Below are 17,239 nucleotides of genomic sequence, written 5' to 3'. Positions count from 1 at the left end.
CCCGCCACGCGGCCGGTTGATTGTTGTCGCTACAGGTCGACCACCGTTCGGCCTTTGAGCCGGTAGGACTTGCCGCGCATGACCGCGATCAGCTCGCCCTTCTGGTTGGTGACGGTAATGTCGTAGACGCCGGTGCGCCCGGCCACGAAAACTTCGCGCGCCTCGGCGGTGAGCAAATCGCCCGGCCGCCCAGGCGCCATGAAATCCACGCTGATGCCCGAAGCCACAGTTTGTTCGTTGTAACTATTGCAGGCGAAAGCAAAGGCGGAATCGGCCAGCGTGGTGATGAAGCCGCCGTGGCAGATCGAAAAGCCGTTGAGCATGTCCTCGCGCACCGGCATGGTGATCTTGGCGTAGCCAGGGCCGATGCCGGTGATCTCCATGCCCAGGCCCTGCGAGGCGCGATCGTTGGCAAACATGCCGTCGCGCACACGCTCGGCTACGGTTTGCGGGTCCAGCCCTTCGGTGATGTCTCTGTAATTCGCTTCACGCATGGAAGGCGGCTCCGGTCAAGGCTTTACGCTGCAGCAAAGGCGACGTGCGGTAACGGGTGTCGAAGTAGTGCGTGGCAAGGTTGGCGAGCACACGCGCCAGATAGGCCGCGCCCAGTTCATCCGCCCAGGCCAGCGGCCCTTTCGGGTAGTTGGTGCCAAAACGCATTGCGCTGTCGATATCGGCGGCAGAACCGATGCCGGCCAACACCGCATCGGCCGCTTCATTGGCCAACATGGCCACGGTGCGCAGGCCCAACAACCCGGCCACGTCGTCGATTCGATTGACCGCAAGCCCCGCGGCCTGCAAGGTGCCCACCACCGCGCGGTACGCACCGGCGCCGCAGGAGTCGGCCGCCGCCACCGCCAGACGCGGCGTGGCAGCGTAATCCAGACAAAGATCGAACAGCACCAGATTGGGCACGCCTTCTTCCACCGCGCGCCGGGTGGCGGTGCGGCCGTCGGACAGCATCAGGCGCGCGCTGCCGATCTCCAGCCAGCCGGCACCGTGCTCGGCGCTGCCGGACTTGCGCGCCACCTCGATGCCAGCCGCCTCCAAGCGGGCGATCAACCCCGCAGCCACGCCCAGATCGCCCACCACGGTCACCGCATGCACGCCCTGCCGTGCCGGCTCATCGACCGGTTGCGGGCGCGCCGCACCGGGCGTGTAGTCGTAAAACCCGCGCCCGCTCTTGCGCCCTAGGCGGCCAGCCTGCACCAACTCGTGCTGGATCAGGCTGGGGGTATAGCGCTTGTCTTGAAAGTGGGCCTCGAACACCGAGGCGGTCACTGCAAAATTGACATCATGACCGATCAAGTCCATCAGCTCGAACGGCCCCATCGGAAAGCCGCAGCCCTCGCGCAGCACCGCGTCCAGCGTGGCCACATCGGCCGCACTTTCTGCCAGCACCCGCAGCGCTTCGGCGTAATACGGGCGGGCGACGCGATTGACGATGAAGCCGGGCGTGGATTTGGCATGTACCGCCACCTTGCCCCAGGCGCGCGCGGTGGCGTGCAGCGTGGCGGCCACCGCCGGATCGGTGGCCAGACCGGACACCACCTCGACCAGCTTCATCACCGGTGCGGGGTTGAAAAAGTGCAGGCCGGCAACCCGCTCGGGGCGGTTCAAGGGCGCTGCAAGTGCAGTGATCGATAGCGAAGAAGTATTGCTGGCAAAAATGGCATCGTCGGCCAACAAGCCTTCCAGCTCGGCAAACAAGGCCCGCTTGGCTGCCAGATCTTCGACGATGGCCTCCACCGCCAAGCCGGCATCCCGAGCGGCGGGCAAATCTTGAATCGGCTCGATCCGGGTCGCCGCGGCCCGTGCGGCCTCGGCGCTCATCCGCCCTTTGCCCGCCAGCGTGTCGAATGCTGCGGCAATACGCTCGCGCCCTTGTTCAGCCGCGCCTTCTCGGGCGTCGAACAAATACACCGGATGGCCGGCTGCGGCCGCCACCTGGGCAATACCGCTGCCCATTGCGCCGGCGCCGATCACCAGCACTTTCACCTCTCTGGCCAACGCGCTCACCGCTCATTCTCCGGTAAAGCGCGGCGCGCGCTTTTCCATGAAAGCGGTCACACCTTCGCGGTAATCGCGAGAACGACCGCATACACGCATTGCGTCGCGCTCACGGTCGAGCTGGGATTCGAAAGACTCACGGTCGCTGGTCCACAGCAAGCGCTTGGTTTGCGCGTAGCCAAAGGTCGGCCCCTGCGCCAAGGCACTGGCAACTTGGCGAACCGTGGGCATCAGCGCCTCGTCATCCACGCATTGCCAGATCAAGCCCCACTGTTCGGCCTGTTCGGCCGACAGCTTCTCGCCCAGCAACGCCAGCCCCAGCGCGCGCGCCGGCCCCAACAGCCGCGGCAGAATCCAGGTACCGCCGGTATCCGGAATCAGGCCGAGCTTGGCAAAAGACTGAATGAAGCTGGCCGAGCGCGCAGCAAACACCAGATCGCAGGCCAAGGCCAGATTGGCCCCGGCGCCGGCGGCCACGCCATTGACTGCGGCAATCACCGGCAGCTCCAGCGCACGCAGTGCGAGCACCAGCGGCTTGTAGTTGCGTTCGACCGAAGAGCCCAGGTCCGGGGCCTCGTCACCGGCGGCCACCGCGCGGTCGGAAAGGTCCTGCCCGGCACAGAAACCGCGCCCGGCACCGGTCAACACCAGCACCCGCACGCTGCCGTCGGCGCGGCCGGCGCGCACTGCGGCGAGCGCCTCACGGACTTCGGCATGCATTTGTTCGTTGAAGCTATTGAGGCGCTCGGGGCGATTGAGCGTGAGCGTGGCCACACCCGCCTCCACGCTCAAGCATATGGTTTCGAACGACCGGGTCGGGGCCGCGCCGGTACTCATGGTGTCTCCTCCATCCTTGTGTTTTTGGGTGCGCAGGCGCACGCTGTTATCACTGATTCACGGGCTTGGCGCCCACTGACCGGCGATGTGTTGTAGTGTGCTGCAGTTATTTGACCGACCGGTCAATCAATAGTAGTCTTGATCCAGATCAAAAAACAAGCTCTTTTTTTTGCTGCGCCGCAGCTTCGATCCACCACCTGACCCACTGCGGCGCAACAGACGCCGCCACCGGAGGAGACCTCATGACGCACCCCTTGTTCGACAAGCACCGCGCCACCCTGGAGGCAGCCATCGCCGCCATCCGTACCCGCGGCTACTGGACCCCCTACCCCGAGATGCCCAGCCCCAAGACCTATGGCGAAACCGCCATGGCCGACGGCAAAGCCGCGGTGGAGGCTCTGGTCGGTCAGGATTTTGTGCTCGACCAGCCGGGTCTTTGCGCCTGGGCCGCGCCAGAGAAAAGCCCCTACGGCGTCAAGCTGGATGTGCGCTATCCGGTCTGCGACGTGGACGCGCTGATTGCCGCCGCCCAGGCGGCCATGTCGGGCTGGCGTAAGATCGGCGCCGAAGGCCGGGTGGGCGTGTGTTTGGAAATACTCGACCGCCTAAACAAACGCAGCTTTGAAATCGCCCATGCGGTGATGTACACCACTGGCCAGGGCTGGATGATGGCTTTTCAGGCCGGCGGCCCGCATGCGCAAGACCGCGGGCTGGAGGCTGTGGCCTACGCCTGGGACGAAATGCTCCGCATTCCCGCCACCGCCCTGTGGGAAAAGCCACAGGGCAAAAATCCACCGCTGAAGCTGCAAAAACACTATGAAATCGTCGGCCGCGGGGTGGCACTGGTGATCGGCTGCGGCACGTTCCCCACCTGGAACACCTATCCCGGCCTGTTTGCCGCACTGGCCACCGGCAACCCGGTGATCGTCAAGCCGCATAGCAACGCTATTCTTCCGGCCGCGCTGACCGTGCGGATCATCCGCGAAGTGCTGACTGAGGCCGGTCTGGACCCCAACCTGGTCACCCTGGCGGTGGTGGAAAAGCGCGCCGCCACCCAGGCGCTGGCCACCCACCCGGCGGTCAAATCCATCGATTTCACCGGCGGCAACACCTTTGGCCGGTGGCTGCTGGACAACGCCCGCCAAGCCCAGGTGTATGCCGAACTGGCCGGGGTCAATAACGTGGTCATCGAATCCACCGACAATTACAAAGGCATGCTGAGAAACCTGGCCTTTACGCTCAGCCTGTATTCCGGCCAGATGTGCACCACCACCCAGGCCATCCTGGTACCGGCCGGGGGCATCGACACCGACCAGGGCCACAAGAGCTATGACGAAGTCGCCGCCGATCTGGGCGCGGCGATCGGCAAGTTCCTGTCCGATGCGGCGGTGGCCACCGCGGTGCTCGGCGCCATCCAGTCCGAGGCCACGCTGGCGCGCATCGACGAATGCCAGTCCGGCCAGTACGGCAAGGTCGTGCTCGCCTCCTCCCGGATCGAGCACCCGGAATTTCCCGCTGCGCAGGTGCGCACCCCGGTGCTGCTCGCCTGCGACGCCGCCGACGAAACCTATTACATGGAAGAGCGCTTCGGCCCGATCGCCTTCGTAGTCAAGGTGGCCGATGCCGCGGCCGCGGTGGCGCTGTCCGAGCGCATGGTGCGCGAACACGGCGCGCTGACCGTGGGCGTGTACTCGATCCGCCCCGAGATCCTCGATGCGATGACCGAAGCCACGCTGAACGCCGGCGTCGCTCTATCGATCAACCTCACCGGCGGAGTGTTCGTGAACCAGTCCGCGGCCTTCTCCGATTATCATGGCGTCGGCATGAATCCGGCCGCCAACGCCGCCTACGCCGATGCCGCTTTTGTTGCCAACCGCTTCCGGGTGGTGCAGCGGCGCTACCATGTCGAGTAAGCCCCGCGCAGACTTATCACCACCACATCGACGGGGCGCTGCGGCGCCCCGTTGTCCATCCAGGAGACAAGCCCATGCCCTGCTACGAAATCGACGGCCTGCGCCCGGTCATCCACCCGGACGCCTTTGTCCATCCGGACGCGGTGCTGATCGGCGATGTCATCGTCGGTCCGCGCTGCTACGTCGCCCCGCTGGCCAGCTTACGCGGCGACTTTGGCCGCATCGTGTTGGAAGAAGGCAGCAACATCCAGGACACCTGCGTCATGCACGGCTTCCCTGGCACCGACACGGTGATCGAACAAGACGGCCATGTGGGCCACGGCGCGGTGCTTCACGGCTGCCGGGTCGGTAAAAACGCGCTGATCGGCATGAATGCGGTCATCATGGACAATGCCATCGTCGGCGAATCGGCCATGGTCGGCGCCTGCGCCTTTGTCAAAGCCGGCATGGAAATCCCACCCCGGATGCTGGCGGCCGGCATGCCGGCCAAGGTGGTGCGCGCGCTGTCCGAACAAGAACTGGCCTGGAAGGTGGACGGCACCCGCTGCTATCAGGATCTGACCGTACGCAGTCTGTCGACGCTGACTGCCTGCGCGCCGCTCACCGAAATGGAGCCGGGACGCAAGCGCTTTGCGTTTCCCGGCGTGGTGCCGCTGGTCGATGCGAAAAAGGGATAATCCCGGATACGGAATAAAAAACGCCCGCAGCGGGCAAACCGTGCGGGCGCAAGGCCGATCAGCACGCCAGCCTGCCCTCGGCGGGCACGCTGGCCAAACGGCATCAGTAGTCCATTTCCGGCATGGCCGGGGCAGCCGGTTTTTCTTCCTTGGGCGCTTCGGCCACCGTGGCATCGGTGGTGAGGATCAGGCCCGCGACCGAAGCCGCATTTTGCAGCGCGCTGCGGGTGACCTTGGTCGGATCGATCACGCCCATCTCGACCAGGTCGCCGTATTCGCCGGAAGCAGCGTTGTAGCCGAAATTGCCCTGGCCGCTTTCGACCTTGGCCACCACCACGCTCGGCTCGTCGCCGGCATTGGCGGCAATCGCACGCAAGGGCTCTTCCAGCGCACGCAGCACGATCTTGATGCCGGCATCCTGGTCATGGTTGTCGCCCTTGAGCGCCTTGAGGGCAGCGCGGGCGCGCAGCAGCGCCACGCCACCGCCGGGCACGATGCCTTCTTCGACCGCGGCACGGGTAGCATGCAGCGCATCGTCCACCCGGTCTTTCTTCTCCTTCATTTCCACTTCGGTGGCGGCACCGACCTTGATCACCGCCACGCCACCGGCCAGCTTGGCCACACGTTCCTGCAGTTTTTCGCGGTCGTAGTCGGAGGTCGCCTCTTCGATCTGACGCTGGATCGCCGCCACACGGGCCTTGATCTTCGCATCCTCGCCGGCGCCGTCGATGATGGTGGTGGTTTCCTTGTGCACTTCGACGCGCTTGGCACGGCCCAAGTCGGCGAGCGTGGCTTTTTCGAGCTGCTTGCCGGTTTCCTCGGAAATCACCGTACCGCCGGTCAGAATGGCGATATCCTCCAGCATGGCCTTGCGACGGTCGCCAAAGCCCGGCGCCTTGACCGCCGCCACCTTGAGCACGCCGCGCATGCTGTTGACCACCAGCGTGGCCAGCGCTTCGCCTTCGATATCCTCGGCAATGATCAGCAGCGGACGACCGGCCTTGGCCACCTCTTCGAGCACCGGCAGCAGATCGCGGATGCTGGAGATCTTCTTGTCATGGATCAGCACCAGCGGCTCATCGAGCACCGCAATCTGCTTGTCCGGGTTGTTGATGAAGTAGGGCGACAGATAGCCGCGGTCGAACTGCATGCCTTCGACCACATCCAGCTCGTTTTGCAGCGACTTGCCGTCTTCGACGGTAATCACGCCTTCCTTGCCCACCTTGTCCATGGCGCGGGCAATGATGTCGCCGATGTCGCTGTCGGAGTTGGCCGAGATCGAGGCCACCTGGGCGATTTCCTTGCTGGTCGAGCACGGCTTGGACAGTTTTTTCAGCTCTTCGACGGTGGCGGCCACGGCCTTGTCGATGCCGCGCTTAAGATCCATCGGATTCATGCCGGCCGCCACATATTTCATGCCCTCGGCCACGATGGCCTGAGCCAGCACGGTGGCGGTGGTGGTGCCGTCACCGGCCACATCCGCGGTCTTGGAGGCAACCTGCTTGACCATTTGCGCGCCCATGTTCTCGAACTTGTCCTTGAGTTCGATTTCCTTGGCGACCGACACACCGTCCTTGGTAATCACCGGCGCGCCGAAAGAGCGCTCCAACACCACGTTGCGGCCTTTCGGTCCCAGGGTGACCTTGACCGCGTTGGCCAGGATGTTGACCCCGCGGACGATGCGTTCGCGGGCGGAATCATGGAACTGGACGATTTTTGCTGCCATAGCTGTTGTCTCTCCTCGATTCAATAAACCGAAAAATCAGGCGGCCTTTTGCAGTGCCGCAGCGTCACGCTCGATGACACCCATCACATCGTCTTCGCGCATGACCAACAGTTCTTGGCCATCGACCTTGACGGTCTGTCCGGCGTACTTGCCAAACAGCACCAGATCGCCGACCTTCACTTCCATCGGGATCAACGCCCCCGCGTCGTCGCGTCGACCAGGACCGACCGCAACGACTTCGCCTTGTTCAGGTTTCTCGGCGGCAGTATCGGGAATCACGATCCCAGAGGCGGTCGTGCGCTGGGCCTCGACCCGCTTGACGATGATCCGGTCGCGTAGGGGACGAATGTGCATCTGTCGATCTCCTTTACGAATTGATATCACCGAAACAACGATCGCCAAGCCACCGCTGACATGCAGCCGGTGGCCTGCGCAGCCGGCTCATACCGACGCAGCGCGATATAGGGGCGCCCGAAACGGATTTCAAGAGGGTGGCAATCCGGGTAGCACCAGGCGGCGCACCCGCCCGAGTCGATACACCTGCGGTGCCCGGCCGGGTTCGCCCACCTGCCGCGGCATCACCGGGCAAGGCGGGGTGCGGCCGCCTTCGGCATTCAAGGTGTCGTCCTCGGCAATCGCCCGCCACAACCCGGCGCGCACCGGACGGAACAACCAGCGCACATAGCCGCGGCGGGCGGCGGCCTGCATCAGCTCATCGCGATCCGGCGCCTCGACCACCAGATGCGCTTCGCTGCCCGGCGCCAGCGGATTGTCGCCAAACGCCTGACGGCATTCATGGGCTTCCTGGGCCGACGCACCCACCTCGCCACAGCCGCGGCGCACACTGCGCTCCAGATCCCAGGCGCCCAGCTGCCAGGCGGCGTCCAACATGGCGCCTTCGATCTCTTCCAGCGTGTGCCAGCGTGAATTGAGCTGCAACGCCGTGCCCGGCACCGCCGCCCGCCGCGGCCGGCCGGCGCGCTCGCGCTGCGCCTCGGGCCGAAAACCGTGCCAGTGCAACAACAGCAACAGCGGCGTATCGGGGCTGCGCACCGCAGACACTGACACCGCATACAACGGCAGCCGCACCGCGTCGATTTGCGCCTGGATGCTAGTCAAGATGTCCATGGCCACTTTCCTCCATCTGCTCACACGGACACGCCAGCAAAACTTACCAAAACCACATCCGTTCCGCGAGCAGGCCCGACCTTCGGCACAGCCGGTATGCCCGTGTATGACCGGGGGCACCGGCTGCATTCGAGCACTTGCGGCCATGGGTTGGGAAGTTCAAGCAGACGGCTGCGCTTGGCAATCCACCCGGTTGCATCCTTGGGCCTTGGCGCGTTCCAGGGCGTCTTCGGCGGCTTGGCGCAGCGCGTCGATGGTGCCACCGCCGGCGGTGTATCCGGCCAAGCCAATGCTGACGGTGACCGGGATGTTTTTGCCGCCGACTGCGATATCCGCTGCGGCCACTGCCCTGCGTAGCCGTTCGGCGAGCTGGCGCGCTGCCGGGGGCGGGGTGTCGACCGCAATGATGGCGAACGAGCCGCCACCCAGTCTGGCGGCGACATCCGAGCGCCGTTTGGTGTGCTGGATACGTCGGGCCACTTCGACCAGCACCGCATCGCCGACGGCTTGACCGTAGGTGTCGTTCACGCGCCGCAGATGATCGATATCGAGCAGCAACCATGACAGCGCGCGGCCACTGCGCGCCGCGGCCGCGCATTCTTGCGCCAGGCGCGCCTCGATGTAACGGCGATTGGGCAGGCCGGTAAGCGCGTCGGTCGAGGCCTGAGCTTCGACCTGACGCAGGGCTTGATTGAGCGCCAGATTGCGCTCGGCCAGCGTTTTTTGCATCCGCACGATGCGCGCGCCCGCATCCAGGCGGGCCAAAAGGGTTCGCGGTTTGAGCGGCTTGGCCAGATAGTCGTCGGCGCCCAGGGCGAAGGCTTCGGACATGGGTCCCTCGTCGTCGACGACAGACAGCACGATGCAGTACAGCGACTGGCCCAGTTCCGATGCGCGCAGCTTGCGGATCAGTTCAAAGCCGTCCTGGTGCGGCATCAGCAGATCGGTCAAGAGGATATCCGGGCGCCAAGCCAGCGCCTCGTGCAGCCCTTGCCGACCGTCGGCCGCGGTGCGTACCTGATAGCCGGCTTTGCCGAGTTGGTGTTCGAGCAGCCGGCGCAGCGCGCTGTCGTCATCGACCACCAGCACCCGCAGCGGTCTCTGGCCGGACTGCGGCGGTTCCTCGGTGGTCATGGCCAAGGTCGAAAACGGCGTCAGCGTGTAGGTGGGCAACGCAAACACGGCGCTCCACTCCCGCCACGCAGTCAGACTGTCATCGGCCAGGGCAAGAAAGCGCTGCGCGTCCAGATCGAGGCGGCGGGCCTCATCCAACAGCGGTTGCAAGTGGGCACGCCGTGCGGGGTCATCCAGATCGATGAGGGCGGCCAGACGGTCGGCCAGCGCCAGCAGCCAGGCCAGGCGTTGTGCGCGCGGGGCCACGGCGGTCGGTTCGGCCGGGGGGTACAACGCGCGCTCGACGGCATCCACAAAAAGCGCCGGAAAACCCCAGTCGCGCAGCAGTCCGATGGCAAGCCCGCGCTCATCGAAACCGAAGGCGGCCTGCTCGGCGGCCAGGCGCTCGGCGCGCGTCGGGCCGGTCTGGGCCAGGATGGGGCCAAAGCGTTCGGGTTCGATGCTGGCCAGACCCAGCAAACCGATGTCGGCAACCAGACCCAGGGTGTAGAGCTCGGCCGGCGGCGCCAACCGCAAGGCTGCGCCCAGTGTTTGCGCCGCCGCGCCGCGGGCGATTGCCCGCGACCAGAACGCCGGATAGTCGAGCGCTTTGCACAGGCCGCTGCGGTAGCCGTCGATCAAGGCGCAGGCCAGCGCCCATTGCCGTAGCGCCGGCAGGCCGATAGTCATCAGTACGTCGACGGTGATGGCCACCGCCGGTCGCGGCCGCGCAAAAGCGGATGCGTTGGCAAGTTTGAGGATCCGCCCGGTCAGCGCAGGGTCCTGTTGCACCTCGCGCACGATTTCGGACAAAGCCGTGGTATCGCAGGCCAACAGTTCGATCAGACGCAGCGCCGGGCCCGAAGGCGAAGGCAGACGCCCGCCGGCTTTCAATTCGGCAAAACGTAGGGGGGCAAGACGCGTCATGTCAGGCTGTCGCGGTAGCAGTCATGGATGGCCAGCGCATCGTCCCAGACGGCCAGGAAGGCGTCCACGCAAGCCGGATCGAAATGCGCGCCGCGCTGTTCGAGCAGGAACTGGCGCGCCCGCTCCAGCGGCCAGGCGCGCTTGTAGGGGCGTTCCGAAGTGAGCGCATCGAACACATCGGCCACCGCCACGATGCGTCCGGCGCGGGGAATCGCCTCGCCGGCCAGCCCACGCGGATAACCGCTACCGTCCCATTTTTCATGGTGCGACCAGGCGATTTCGGCCGCCAGGCAGAGCAGGTCGGCAGTGGAGCCGGACAGGATATCGCGGCCGATTTCGGCATGGCGCTTCATGACTGCAAACTCGGCTTCGTCCAGCCGGCCGGGCTTGAGCAAAATGGCATCGGGTATGCCCACTTTGCCCACGTCGTGCATGGGCGCCGCTTGGAACAACAGTTCCGCCTCGGCCCGCGGCAGCCCCAGTTGGATTGCGATCAGGCGGCTGTAGTGGGCCATGCGCAGCAAGTGTGCGCCGGTTTCCGGGTCGCGGTATTCGGCCGCGCGCGATAAGCGCAGCACCGTTTCATGCTCGCGGCTGCGGATCAGCGCGGTGGCTTTGTCCACTTCTTCGGCCAACCAGGCGGCACGGTCGGCAAGTTTGCGCTGCGCATCGATCAGGGCGAGCTGGTTTCTGACCCGTGCGATGAACTCGGCACGGTCGAGCGGCTTGTTGAGAAAATCCCGTGCGCCCAGTTCCAGCGCTTGGTAACGCACCTGCCGCTCGGTGTCGGCGGTGATCATGATGACCGGACAGTCGATGGTGCGCTTTAGCCGCCGCATGAATTCCAAGCCGTCCAGTTCCGGCATCATGTAATCGAGCAAGATCAGATCCGGGCGGTTTTCGGCACACCAGTCGAGCGCCAGTACCGGGTCGTCGAGCATGACCGACTCCACCTCGGGCAGCGCCCGCAACATGGCCTCGATCAAGCGCAGATTGGTGTGGTTGTCATCGACTGCCAGCACAATGGCCATGAGCGTATTCCTTGTGCAAGTTTTTTGCGCCGGGCAGCGGCCGCCGCCGGTGATTACACCAGGTCTTGGTCACTGCCGGCCTCCCAGTGCTGTTCAAAAACGCTGCGTGCCTGGTTGAACGCCGCAAGACGCGCCGCCACCAGGGTGAGCGCGCCTTGTTTGGCCACGGTCTCGAGCGCCGCGGCGGCTTCGGCCAGCCCGGTCAGGCCCAGATTGCCCGCCGAGCCTTTGATTTCGTGCGCAGCCTTGACCAACGCCGCGCCGCCGTCAACCCCGGCCTGCGCCGCGGCATCGGCCAGGCGGGCGCTCATCGGCGGCAGATCGGCGACGAACAGGGCGATCAACTCGCGCGCCAAGGCAGCGTCGCCGCCGGTGATGTCAGCCAGATGCGCACGATCGAGCCACTGGGCAGCCCCGGTTGGCGCACTGACCGCAGGAGCGGGCTGCGCCGGCGCTGACACCGCCCGCGCACACTGCCAACGCGCCAGCACTCTTTCCAAGCGCTCGCGGGTCACCGGTTTGGCCAGATAATCATCCATGCCGGCGGCCAAACAGTGTTCACGGTCGCCTTCGAGCGCGTTGGCGGTCATGGCGATGATTGGCGTATGCGGCGCGCCGTCGGCTTCGCGCGCACGGATGGCCCGCGTGGCGGCAAAGCCGTCCATCTCGGGCATCTGACAGTCCATCAGGATCAAATCGTATTTGCCCGGTGCCCACATGTCGAGCGCGATACGCCCGCTGTCGGCGATATCCGTGCGGTGGCCGAGCTTGTCCAACATGGCTGCGGCCACCCGTTGATTGACCGGGTTGTCTTCGACCAGCAGGATCGTCAAGCCTTCGTTGGCGCTGGTTTCGGACAACGGGACCGGCACGGTGCTTGCCACCGCGGCAACCGCTTGCCCCTCCAAGGCCTGGACCAGCACATCGTAAATCAGCGAGGATTTGAGCGGCGGTTCGATCACCGGAATCTGCCGGGCGGTCAGCTGCCGACGCACGGCCGCATCGGCGCTGGCCAGCGCGATCACACAGGGCACGCCATCTTCCCGGCACAGATCCGCGCGGTCGAGCCCGCCGGGCGGTGCCAGAATCAGCCGTAGATCCGGTGGCGTGCCGGCCAGATCGACCCGCCAGGCAGCCAGAATCTGCTGCCACAACCGGCGCTCGGTCGCGCTCCCGCCCTCGAGCGCAATACGCTTGCCGGCCAGCGAACTGTGGGTGGGCCGCTCGCCCCAGGCGGCCAGCGTGTCGGCATCCGGAGCGTGAAAAGGCAGAATCAGGCAAAAGGTGCTGCCCTGCCCAGGGGAACTGTCGACCAGCAGCTCTCCGCCCATGCCTTCGGCCAGACGCTTGCAAATGGCTAACCCCAACCCGGTGCCGCCGTATTTCCGAGTGGTGGAGGCATCGGCTTGAGTGAAGGGTTTGAACAGCCGCTCGCGGGCGGCCGGATCGATGCCGATGCCGGTGTCCTTGACCGCAAATTCGATGGCCGGCTGCCCCTGCCAGGTCACTTTGCGCGCAAACAGTTCGATGCTGCCCTGGTCGGTGAATTTGGCCGCGTTACCCAGCAGATTGAGCAGAATTTGCCGCACCCGGTGTGCATCGCCGATAAAGACCGGCGGTGTCTCGCTCTCCCAGTGGCTGGCCAGCGTCACGGCCTTACCCTGCACCCGCGGCGCGACGATATCGACCACGCTTTCGAGCAATTCGCGCAAATCGACCGGCGCTCGCTCGAACTCTACGCCGCCGCGCTCCAGCCTGGAGTAATCCAGGATATCGTCGATCAGCTCCAACAAGGCATCGGCCGAGGCTTTGATGGTTCGGGCGTAGCCTTGCTGCTCCTGATCCAGCAGGGTGGTCAACAACAGATCGGTCATGCCGACGACACCATTGAGCGGCGTGCGGATTTCATGACTCATGACGGCCAGAAACTCCGACTTCAGCCTGGCCACTTCCTCGGCGGTGGCCCGGGCATCGATCAGTGCCTCCAGGCGTGCTTGCATGACGGCCAGTCGCCGCAGCACCTGTCCGGTTTCATCGCGCCGGTCGATCGGGATGGGCTGCCGGAAGTCACCTTCGGCAATACGGTCCAGATACCCTTTGGCCGCCTCCAACGGTCGGGCGATGGCGGCCAACAGGTGGCGAGTGGCCCAGCCGATCAAAAGCAGCGCCACCGCGGCACCACCGGCGGCAAATCCGAAGATGATTCGTATGCGGTCAGCCTGGGCGTCGCGATCGGCCCGCGCCGCGGCCGCCAGCGCCGTGCTCAGCGCGGCAGCGGCCTGGTGCACCTCGGCGTGGCGCGGATTGAGCTGGGTGAGCAATAGCCGGTTGGCGAGCTCAAAACGCCCGGCGAGCAGTGCATCGCGTACCGGTTGCAGCCCTTCTTCGAGGTATCGCCGATGCGCATCCGTCAAGGTCGCCACCGCGTGCTGCAGATTGACTTCGGCCAGCAAGCTGCGCAAGCCGGCGAGCGCCTGTTCGGATTGCTGCCAGTTGGCCTCCAGGGCCTGTAGATGATGGGCGAGCGCATGGTCATGCAGCCCCGCGAAAGGACTTTCCGGACTGTGCTGCAGCGCCAGCAAGGCTTGGCGGCTGTTCTCACCCAGTGTTCGCTCGGTTTGCGCCAGCAGGCGGGCAGCGCCGATGTGCTGTTGCTCCAAGCGGGCCAGATCGCGCATGCCTTGCCACACCCCCAGGGTGCCGACGACCGCACCGCCGATCAATAAACAGGCCATTGCGGCCATTACCATGGCGAGCCGGGTACGGATGGATAGTCGGGCAAACCACGGCGGCCGGGGTGAAATCACCCGCTCGCCCTGCCAAAGCCGGGCGTAAAGTCGTTCGGCCTCGGCCACCTGCTTGGGGCTGGCAGGGTGGCGCACCGACAGATGACCGATGATCTCGCCGCCCCGGCGCACCGGGGTGACGAAGGCTTCCACCCAGTAGTGATCGCCGTTTTTGACCCGGTTTTTGATGACGCCGCGCCATGGCCGTCCGGCCGCCAGGGTGCGCCACAATTGTTCAAACAGCGCCGGCGGCACGTCGGGATGGCGCACCAGATTGTGCGGCTGGCCGATCAGCTCTGCCCGGCAGAATCCGGTGATCGTACAAAAAGCGTCGTTCGCCTCAGTGATCCGCCCTTTGAGATCGGTCTGGGTGACGAAGGTGAGGTTCTCAGGTAGCTCGATTTCCTTGCCGGTAACCGGCAGATTCCTGCGCATGATGGCCTCGGCCAGATTTCATGCGCGCCAGTCTACCCGGATTCTTACGCCCCCTGTTTGCCGCCGCAGTGCCCTTCTGCGGCGGCACCGTTCTATACCGCCGCCAGCGGCCGCCACCTGCCGCCGTCGCGCTGCAAGAGACGATCGCCGTCGTAACGCCATAGGTGCAGCCAGCCGTTTTCGATCAATTGACGCACCACGGCGTGGCGACCGATCACTTTGTCGATCGCCTCGGCAGGCGCATCGATTACCACGGTCAGACGCAGCGGTTCATGCACCCAGCGCTGGCCATCGTGCAGCGACTGGCGTGACAGGCCGATGCGCAAATCGCCGCCGTTGCCTTCAAACACGCCGATCCCCCCGCCGACCACGTTGTGCAGCACTTTGTTGCCGCTGCCCAGACGCTCGGGATCGCAGCGCGAAGCGTGGTATTGCCAGTTGATCCAGTGGGTGACCAGCATCGGCGCAGTCATCAGCAGTTCCAGTACGCTGCCGTCGGCATCCTGGGCGGCATCGTAATCGTGCAAGAAGCAACGGCCGTTCAAGCTCACCCCGCGGGTACGGTGGCGTGGCGCAATGATGAAGGCCGCATTGCCGGCCAAGCCCCACTCCGGCCGGGTCTGCGCACCGTCGTTGGCCCGCCGGCGCAACCAATCCAAAAGCTGCCGGGGCGCAGCCTTTGCATCCAGGCCCAGACTTGGGGCGCGCTCGCGGCGCACCCGCTCGCAAGCTTGGTCGAACAGCGGCTGCAGGTGCGCCCACCGCGCACGCACGTCCGCGGGCAGAAGATCCACATCGAAGGCTTCGATTTCGTCCGTGGTGGTGTTGTGCAGCGCGGCCAAGAACACCGTCTGCGCCGGAATCGAGATGCCGCCCGCAGCCAGGCCGGCGCGCACCTTGGCGTCGTTGAGCAGCCGCGCCAGCACGCGGGCATTGACTTCGCCGGTTTGGCCGCAGCACGCGCCGCAATCGAGCGCCGCGGCCTGGGCATTGTTGGCGCTCTGACTGCCATGCCCGACCAGGAGTACCAACGGCGCAAACCGGCGCGTCAAGCCCATGGCTTGCAGCACCCGCGCCGCCAGCGCCACGCGGGCGTCCGGATCGATACCGTCCAATGCGGGGCGACAGGCCTGCCGGTAACGGGCCGGCAGGCCGGCCAAATCGTCGCGCGGGCGCGATCGCCGCGCCGGCGCGATCCAACGCGCCAACGGACCGAGATACGCCACGCCAGCCGCTTCCACAAAAGCATAGGCAGCGGCCGGCCAACGGCTGGCGGCAAGGCCCTGTTCGGCGCAGGCAAAGCGTTGCCGACGGGCGCGCGCCGCCGCCTCGGTGGGGCGCACACCGGCCTCGGAACCGGGATCGATGCGGTCTTGCACGGTCAGGCTGGGCGCGAACAAGCCGGGCAATTGCGGGCGAAGCGCCGTGGTGGCCAGGGGCGCATAGGCAATCGGCAAACCAAAAAAACCTGCGAAGCCGATGGTCTGAATGGCCGGCGATACGGACTCCAAGGCACGGCGCAACGGTTCGCTGCGCACATCAATGCAGAAGGCTGCCTGCACCTCGACCGCCGCTTCGTGTGCGGTGACGGCCGTCGTCGGCGCCCCCTGAAGCTTGCCGGCTAGCTCGCGCTGATAGCCCAGCTCCAGGGCGAGCTGCCAGACTTCATCGACCTGCAACGCGGCAGCGGCCTGCTCGAACAGCTCGGGCGCGCGCCGCCACTCGGTCTGCACCGCGGCAAAGGCCCAGCGCGCCGCGGCGTCGTCCTTGCATTCGAGCAAAATTGCGCCCCAGGCCAAGCGGATGGCCAGCAATTGGCGCAGATGAGGGTCGGTACGCCCCGCCAGGCGGGCCTGCCAGCCCAAATACGCACACCAGGACGCCCATCCATTGACGGTGAGCAACACCGCTTCCAGGTAGTCTGCCCACACCGCCGCGGGCAAGCCCAGACGCTGCAGCGCCCAGCACTCGGCGGCCTGAGGCGTTGCCGGCAGAGCGTCGAGGGCGCAGTGGAGCTGCGGCAACCCCATCAACACCCCAATGCCGTGGTCGTGGGTCAGCGTGTCACGCCAGAACGCATACAGCCCCTGGCCGCGCGCCGGCTGCCAATCGGCCTGATACTGGTCAAAATAACTGGCGCAGGTCTGGCTCACCTGATGGGTGATGGCCTGCCGCCAGGACAGGCGGGCGTGGCGCTGCGGATCGTCGTCGAGCACATCGATCAACAAAGGTAGCTGCGGCAGCTGCGCCGGTCGGCTCAGCGCGGCAATACAGCGCTGTCGATCCAGCCCGGCCGCCTGCGCAGCCGGCAAGCTGCGCAATGCTTGCGCCAGATCGTCCTCGGTGATGCGGCCCGTCGCCCAGTATTCGGCCAGCGCGCTGCGCGGCGCAAACACCCGGATGCCGCCCAGCACGGCCATGCGCGCGGCCACCGCACGCACGCTCGAACCGATCCGCCCCCAGTGGGGATTGACCGCTATGGCGCGATCCAGCGGCCAAACCGGGGCAATGGCCTGACAAGCCTGTTCGCATGCCGCATCGATTTGCGCCAGCAGTGCAGGGTCGGGCACTTGGTCCGCGCCGGCGTTGAATGACACTGTTGCCGGGTCCAACGCAGCCGGCCTGGAGGCGGCAAAGTGGGTAAGCGTATTCATTG

Annotated in this window: 12 protein-coding genes; 2 read left to right on the top strand and 10 right to left on the bottom strand. The window is 65.7% G+C overall.

The genetic code is table 11. The features are described 5' to 3' along the window. Positions 1 to 29: 29 nt before the first annotated feature. Genes paaI through paaG form a run of 3 tightly spaced genes read right to left on the bottom strand, consistent with a single transcriptional unit; the run spans position 30 to position 2,847 of the window. On the bottom strand, positions 30 to 494 hold the full coding sequence (gene paaI / locus DIE29_RS01190; RefSeq protein WP_114648965.1) for a hydroxyphenylacetyl-CoA thioesterase PaaI: 465 nt from the start codon (positions 492 to 494) through the stop codon (positions 30 to 32). Then, on the bottom strand, positions 487 to 1,968 hold the full coding sequence (gene paaH / locus DIE29_RS01185) for a 3-hydroxyacyl-CoA dehydrogenase PaaH (RefSeq protein ID WP_418333310.1): 1,482 nt from the start codon (positions 1,966 to 1,968) through the stop codon (positions 487 to 489). Before paaH ends, paaI begins: the two co-directional genes overlap by 8 nt. Positions 1,969 to 2,022: 54 nt before the next feature. Further along, positions 2,023 to 2,847, bottom strand: a complete 825-nt coding sequence (gene paaG, locus DIE29_RS01180; RefSeq protein WP_114648963.1) for a 2-(1,2-epoxy-1,2-dihydrophenyl)acetyl-CoA isomerase PaaG — start codon at positions 2,845 to 2,847, stop codon at positions 2,023 to 2,025. A 242-nt stretch (positions 2,848 to 3,089) separates the two neighbouring features. Between paaG and paaN the strand changes: the two genes are divergently transcribed. Further along, complete coding sequence (gene paaN, locus DIE29_RS01175) at positions 3,090 to 4,760, top strand: phenylacetic acid degradation protein PaaN (RefSeq protein ID WP_114648962.1); 1,671 nt, start codon at positions 3,090 to 3,092, stop codon at positions 4,758 to 4,760. A gap of 74 nt (positions 4,761 to 4,834) precedes the next feature. Then, positions 4,835 to 5,437 (top strand): phenylacetic acid degradation protein PaaY, encoded by a 603-nt coding sequence (gene paaY, locus DIE29_RS01170; RefSeq protein ID WP_102040655.1) that lies wholly within the window; start codon positions 4,835 to 4,837, stop codon positions 5,435 to 5,437. A gap of 103 nt (positions 5,438 to 5,540) precedes the next feature. Here paaY and groL read toward each other — a convergent pair whose 3' ends face one another. The 7 genes from groL to DIE29_RS01135 all read right to left on the bottom strand — a co-directional run bounded on the left by groL (position 5,541) and on the right by DIE29_RS01135 (position 17,237). Continuing rightward, entirely contained in the window at positions 5,541 to 7,163 is a 1,623-nt protein-coding gene (groL, locus tag DIE29_RS01165) for a chaperonin GroEL (RefSeq protein WP_102040654.1), read from the bottom strand. Between the two features lie 36 nt (positions 7,164 to 7,199). Beyond that, entirely contained in the window at positions 7,200 to 7,517 is a 318-nt protein-coding gene (locus DIE29_RS01160) for a co-chaperone GroES (protein ID WP_102040653.1), read from the bottom strand. A 129-nt stretch (positions 7,518 to 7,646) separates the two neighbouring features. Continuing rightward, positions 7,647 to 8,291, bottom strand: a complete 645-nt coding sequence (locus DIE29_RS01155) for a diguanylate cyclase (RefSeq protein ID WP_102040652.1) — start codon at positions 8,289 to 8,291, stop codon at positions 7,647 to 7,649. Between the two features lie 159 nt (positions 8,292 to 8,450). Then, positions 8,451 to 10,331, bottom strand: a complete 1,881-nt coding sequence (locus DIE29_RS01150) for a diguanylate cyclase (protein ID WP_114648961.1) — start codon at positions 10,329 to 10,331, stop codon at positions 8,451 to 8,453. Beyond that, entirely contained in the window at positions 10,328 to 11,362 is a 1,035-nt protein-coding gene (locus tag DIE29_RS01145) for an HD domain-containing phosphohydrolase (RefSeq protein WP_102040648.1), read from the bottom strand. The genes DIE29_RS01150 and DIE29_RS01145 overlap by 4 nt, the downstream gene beginning before the upstream one ends. A gap of 53 nt (positions 11,363 to 11,415) precedes the next feature. Next, entirely contained in the window at positions 11,416 to 14,583 is a 3,168-nt protein-coding gene (locus DIE29_RS01140) for an ATP-binding protein (protein ID WP_114648960.1), read from the bottom strand. A gap of 92 nt (positions 14,584 to 14,675) precedes the next feature. After that, complete coding sequence (locus DIE29_RS01135; protein WP_114648959.1) at positions 14,676 to 17,237, bottom strand: YbcC family protein; 2,562 nt, start codon at positions 17,235 to 17,237, stop codon at positions 14,676 to 14,678. Positions 17,238 to 17,239 lie beyond the last annotated feature (2 nt).

It is taken from the genome of Pseudothauera hydrothermalis (genome assembly GCF_003345255.1).
GTDB classification, from domain to species: Bacteria; Pseudomonadota; Gammaproteobacteria; order Burkholderiales; family Rhodocyclaceae; genus Pseudothauera; species Pseudothauera hydrothermalis.
This window is presented reverse-complemented; position numbering and strand designations above follow the sequence as displayed.

Excerpts from the sequence above, each read along its gene's own strand:
- paaH (WP_418333310.1), bottom strand. The coding sequence starts at position 1,968 with ATGGGCAGCGGTATTGCCCAGGTGGCGGCCGCAGCCGGCCATCCGGTG.
- groL (WP_102040654.1), bottom strand. The coding sequence starts at position 7,163 with ATGGCAGCAAAAATCGTCCAGTTCCATGATTCCGCCCGCGAACGCATC.
- DIE29_RS01155 (WP_102040652.1), bottom strand. The coding sequence starts at position 8,291 with ATGGACATCTTGACTAGCATCCAGGCGCAAATCGACGCGGTGCGGCTG.
- paaY (WP_102040655.1), top strand. The coding sequence starts at position 4,835 with ATGCCCTGCTACGAAATCGACGGCCTGCGCCCGGTCATCCACCCGGAC.
- DIE29_RS01135 (WP_114648959.1), bottom strand. The coding sequence starts at position 17,237 with ATGAATACGCTTACCCACTTTGCCGCCTCCAGGCCGGCTGCGTTGGAC.
- paaG (WP_114648963.1), bottom strand. The coding sequence starts at position 2,847 with ATGAGTACCGGCGCGGCCCCGACCCGGTCGTTCGAAACCATATGCTTG.
- DIE29_RS01150 (WP_114648961.1), bottom strand. The coding sequence starts at position 10,331 with ATGACGCGTCTTGCCCCCCTACGTTTTGCCGAATTGAAAGCCGGCGGG.
- DIE29_RS01160 (WP_102040653.1), bottom strand. The coding sequence starts at position 7,517 with ATGCACATTCGTCCCCTACGCGACCGGATCATCGTCAAGCGGGTCGAG.
- paaN (WP_114648962.1), top strand. The coding sequence starts at position 3,090 with ATGACGCACCCCTTGTTCGACAAGCACCGCGCCACCCTGGAGGCAGCC.
- paaI (WP_114648965.1), bottom strand. The coding sequence starts at position 494 with ATGCGTGAAGCGAATTACAGAGACATCACCGAAGGGCTGGACCCGCAA.
- DIE29_RS01145 (WP_102040648.1), bottom strand. The coding sequence starts at position 11,362 with ATGGCCATTGTGCTGGCAGTCGATGACAACCACACCAATCTGCGCTTG.
- DIE29_RS01140 (WP_114648960.1), bottom strand. The coding sequence starts at position 14,583 with ATGCGCAGGAATCTGCCGGTTACCGGCAAGGAAATCGAGCTACCTGAG.